Here is a 4,187-nt window from a genome sequence, read left to right on the forward strand (position 1 = left end):
CTTTATCGAGTTGGGCTATTATATTACTTCCACTAAAGATGTATCGTATTACTTCTCCATCTTTTTCTATTTCTGTTCTTAAGCCTAAAGGATCATATTTGTTTTTTAGTACACTTCCTCTATGGGGTCTTACTTCTATGGTTTTGAGTTCGTATTTTGCTATAAAACTAACAGGGTGGGATTTCAAAAAATCCCACCCAAACTATTGACAAATAGCCAAACAACTTACATTCTCATAGCTATCTTTTCAAGACTTTAATTAATATATTTCATCAATAATCTAAATATAAAATATATAAATACTATAATAGAACCAAATACTAAAAATAAATAAAAATTCTTACTTCGTATACTCATTTGTATAACTTCTAAAAATAAAAATATAATAACATACATCATAAATAAATTTACTAAACCTTTTATTTTTTGCTTATTAAATTTTATACTATTGTTTTCACTATCATTTCTTTTTTCAAAATATTTTAATAATAATGTCATTAATGCTATTGATATTATATAAAAAATCGCAGATGTAAATATTATGCTAAACTGAACTTTTAAAAAAATTGATATAATTATCCCTATAATTAAAACAATTATAAAAAACCCTCTCAATATCTTGGTCATTTTTATAAATATATTATCATTCATAGATTACATTTCCTCCTCATAAAAAAACTTTTAATATTTCTCAATCAACTTTTAAAGCATTATACTTATTTTTTTATTTTCACTTTACATAACTATACTTTACAAATAGATTAAGGTCTTTCTTCCCAAATATTTTCATAAATATTTTCAGATTCTTCATGATTATTATAATCAACAGATAAACTAATACCAAATCCAAATAATTTTGCTGCTTTAACTCCAACTTTAAAACCATCTTCTTTTGTCCATATAAGATTTTTACCTTCACCAAATGCACCTGCATATCCTTCAAATTGATTTGTTTATTTCTTTGAATTTCAACATCTAATGCTGATGCACCAAGCTCACCACCCATTTCAAATCCTTTATATCCAAAATAAAAATTTTGATTTGCTTCTGCACTTACAGCATATACATTAGCATCCCAAATATCATCTTTATATCCAAGATTTACAAGATAATAATTGTCATCACGATGGCCAAAACCATCTGAATAAACATTGTTACCATTATTATTTTTTTATCAGTAGATTTCTCATATCCACTGGGATCTATGTACATTATTGGATTGTTGGCTACGTAGGTGTAGAGGTTTAGGCCGTCCCCTCGGTAGATGTCTTCTTGGATGAATCTTCCTATGGTGGGGTTGTAATATCTTGCTCTTAGGTAGTATTGGTTTTGTTCTTGGTCAAATTGTTCGCCGGCGTATTTAAANCCTATGGTGGGGTTGTAATATCTTGCTCTTAGGTAGTATTGGTTTTGTTCTTGGTCAAATTGTTCGCCGGCGTATTTAAAGATATTGGGGATTTCTTCTATTTCTTTTATTATATTACCAAATACATCGTATTCATAGTAGTTTGTAAGATTTTCTTCTTGATCTGTTAGGTGGGTTATATCTCCATGTTCGTTTTGATGGTAGTAGTATTTTTTATTTCCTACATCTTTTTGTAGTAATTCGTAGCCTCTTATTTCTCTTGTTTTTATGTTGTCGTCTTTGTTTAATTGGGTTATTAAATGTTTTTATAAATTTTAAATAAACTCAAAAGCAACAATGGAGTAGGATTTCTAAGAATCCCACTCCAATTATCGATAAATAAACGTAAAATTGTTAACTTTAAATTCAAATACATTATTCAATCTAAGTTTTTAATTCCTTTTTATGTAATTTTTTATGCAGTGTAATTTTAAAAAACACTCCAACTATTGATAAAGAAATATAAATTTTATTCATTTATAATGTTATAATGTTATAATTTTATATTTTTTCTATATATGAAGTTACAAATTCTTTTATATCATTTTCAAATTTTTTATAATCAAATTTTGCTTTTTTATGAATACTTCTTACTGAATCAAGAATATTTTTAATAATTAATTTCTTTCTTGTTTCAATATCTGAATTACAATACTCTTCATAATTAATTTGTTTACTTATAAACACGAACTTATGCTTTATGTCATATATTTTTTCTTCTCTCCATTTACCTGCTTCAATTTCATCTTTTGGCGCAATAATAGGTACAATACCAATAGTATCAACTATACTACTGTATTCCTTATCCCTCACAAAATTTGATAATCCACGACACATATTATAAATTTCATTTTCAATTCCAAATTGTTTTGAATAGTAAGCAGGTGAATTTATATTTAATCTCATATATTCTTCTCCTTTCTTAATATCCATTAGGACTATTTACCAATGGAGGATATTCACCGTATTTGAATTTATAATAATTATTCATATCATATTGCCAATAATGAATATCTTCTTTGCTTCCACTACATAATATCTTCATTTCTGCATTAACACTATCTAAATAATCAGTTGTATACCTAGTGTTGGGATAAAGTGTCTCCCCAAACTTTAATATTTCCCCTGTATTTTTATCAACTAAAACATAACCATAATTTTTATTAGGATTTAATAACGAATTACCATGTATTCTATCTGATGTAGTATTTTTATTTTTAGGTGATGACACTCCTACTTCTTCAAGACTTACAAATTGACCATTGGTTCTATCGTGCCACCTTCCAGTTTTATCTCTAGTATATTTATTTTAAACATCAGCATTATCATTATAATTTTTCGGACACTTCTCATACCCACTGGGATCTATGTACATTATTGGGTTGTTTGCTACGTAGGTGTAGAGGTTTAGGCCGTCCTCTCGGTAGATGTCTTCTTGGGTGAATCTTCCTATGGTTGGGGTGTAGTATCTTGCTCTTAAGTAGTATTGATTTTGTTCTTGGTCAAATTGTTCTCCGGCGTATCTAAAGATATTGGGGATTTATTCTATTTTTTTATTATATTACCAAATACATCTTATTTTTCATTTTTTATATAATATAACAATAATAAATAACTTTTCTTTATATTAAAATAATCTCAAAATAATAATGGAACGGGATTTAGAAAAATCCCGCTCAAACTATTGACAATGACCCTTAATTTAACATTCTTTTTAATATACTTATTTTATATCATAAGCATCTCCATATGCATTAAAATAAGGATTGTCTTTCCAGTAAAAATAATCTCCTCTATAATTAAATATATTATTTAATAGTTCTGTAAATGACAATGCAATAATAGGACAATTTCCAGCAACAGCATGACTATACTCAAAACTTTCATAGCATCTCCCAAGCCTAGAGGAATTACAATCTATTGAAATATAATTCCCATCTCCAGCATCAGCAATTATATACCACGAAGAAGATATATCTTCTTCGTATTCTTTTCCTAACAATACAAGATTTGCCTGTTTAACATTAAACGGAGACAGTATTTCAATAGGGAACCCTCCTTTTTCAATATAACACATTATTCCTCCACACATACTATAAAATTCTTTTATATCATCTGGTAATATGTGTTCATTTTTAATCTTTGGATATCCACATGGTTCTTTAACCTCAAAATTATTATGTTTCTTGAATTCTTGTATGATCTCTTTAATATTCATTTTAACCTCTTAACCTCCAATTATAAAAATATCAAATAGTTCTAAATATTGTTTTCTTATATTTTGCGGTACTTTTGCAGCATCAAACATAGCATTAGTCAAATTCATTATCTCTACCTTAGATATATTAGTCCAATCTGGCGAAACTCCTACCGGTTTCCCATAATTCTCTCTTAACCATTCACGATAAACTTTTTTTGTAGCCTCATGATTTGCAGGAGTTAATAATATGGTTGGTGCATTTCTTTTTGTATATCCTAGAATATTATGTTCTGCCCATTCATTTAAAACACCATGATGTTTCTCATAGCCTGGTGTCTTATACTTTCTATTATCATAAGGAACAATATCATATTCCTGATAAACTTTATCAGTCGGACACTTCTCATACCCACTGGGGTCGATATACATTATTGGGTTGTTTGCTACGTAGGTGTAGAGGTTTAGGCCGTCCCCTCGGTAGATGTCTTCTTGGGTGAATCTTCCTATGGTGGGGTTGTAATATCTTGCTCTTAGGTAGTATTGGTTTTGTTCTTGGTCAAATTGTTCGCCGGCGTATTTAAA

Annotated in this window: 9 protein-coding genes; all 9 read right to left on the reverse strand. The window is 28.4% G+C overall.

Going from position 1 to position 4,187, the window contains the following annotated elements; all coding sequences use genetic code 11:
* Positions 1 to 187, reverse strand: a 187-nt coding sequence (locus tag OM90_RS12050) for a hypothetical protein (RefSeq protein WP_144428592.1), incomplete at its 3' end; no start/stop codon positions are given.
* A 68-nt stretch (positions 188 to 255) separates the two neighbouring features.
* Positions 256 to 651, reverse strand: coding sequence for a hypothetical protein (locus OM90_RS12055; RefSeq protein ID WP_058487101.1), 396 nt, complete (start codon positions 649 to 651; stop codon positions 256 to 258).
* Positions 652 to 730: 79 nt separating this feature from the next.
* Positions 731 to 1,006, reverse strand: a complete 276-nt coding sequence (locus OM90_RS12060; protein WP_058487102.1) for a hypothetical protein — start codon at positions 1,004 to 1,006, stop codon at positions 731 to 733.
* Positions 1,007 to 1,101: 95 nt separating this feature from the next.
* The gene (locus tag OM90_RS13470; RefSeq protein ID WP_084758068.1) at positions 1,102 to 1,662 is read right to left on the reverse strand and encodes an RHS repeat-associated core domain-containing protein; all 561 of its coding nucleotides are present in this window, start codon (positions 1,660 to 1,662) and stop codon (positions 1,102 to 1,104) included.
* Positions 1,663 to 1,906: 244 nt separating this feature from the next.
* Positions 1,907 to 2,311 (reverse strand): Imm44 family immunity protein, encoded by a 405-nt coding sequence (locus OM90_RS12065; RefSeq protein ID WP_058487103.1) that lies wholly within the window; start codon positions 2,309 to 2,311, stop codon positions 1,907 to 1,909.
* Positions 2,312 to 2,327: 16 nt separating this feature from the next.
* Complete coding sequence (locus OM90_RS12070; protein WP_058487104.1) at positions 2,328 to 2,636, reverse strand: hypothetical protein; 309 nt, start codon at positions 2,634 to 2,636, stop codon at positions 2,328 to 2,330.
* Positions 2,637 to 2,714: 78 nt separating this feature from the next.
* On the reverse strand, positions 2,715 to 2,945 hold the full coding sequence (locus OM90_RS13475) for an RHS repeat-associated core domain-containing protein (RefSeq protein ID WP_334292099.1): 231 nt from the start codon (positions 2,943 to 2,945) through the stop codon (positions 2,715 to 2,717).
* A 183-nt stretch (positions 2,946 to 3,128) separates the two neighbouring features.
* The gene (locus OM90_RS12075) at positions 3,129 to 3,623 is read right to left on the reverse strand and encodes an SMI1/KNR4 family protein (RefSeq protein ID WP_058487105.1); all 495 of its coding nucleotides are present in this window, start codon (positions 3,621 to 3,623) and stop codon (positions 3,129 to 3,131) included.
* A 9-nt stretch (positions 3,624 to 3,632) separates the two neighbouring features.
* Positions 3,633 to 4,187: RHS repeat-associated core domain-containing protein (locus tag OM90_RS12080; protein ID WP_278335826.1), on the reverse strand; the 555-nt coding region annotated here is incomplete at its 5' end.

It is taken from the genome of Defluviitalea phaphyphila, assembly GCF_001466305.1.
Lineage (GTDB): Bacteria > Bacillota > Clostridia > Lachnospirales > Defluviitaleaceae > Defluviitalea_A > Defluviitalea_A phaphyphila.

Excerpts from the sequence above, each read along its gene's own strand:
- OM90_RS12055 (WP_058487101.1), bottom strand. The coding sequence starts at position 651 with ATGAATGATAATATATTTATAAAAATGACCAAGATATTGAGAGGGTTT.
- OM90_RS12060 (WP_058487102.1), bottom strand. The coding sequence starts at position 1,006 with ATGGGTGGTGAGCTTGGTGCATCAGCATTAGATGTTGAAATTCAAAGA.
- OM90_RS12065 (WP_058487103.1), bottom strand. The coding sequence starts at position 2,311 with ATGAGATTAAATATAAATTCACCTGCTTACTATTCAAAACAATTTGGA.
- OM90_RS12075 (WP_058487105.1), bottom strand. The coding sequence starts at position 3,623 with ATGAATATTAAAGAGATCATACAAGAATTCAAGAAACATAATAATTTT.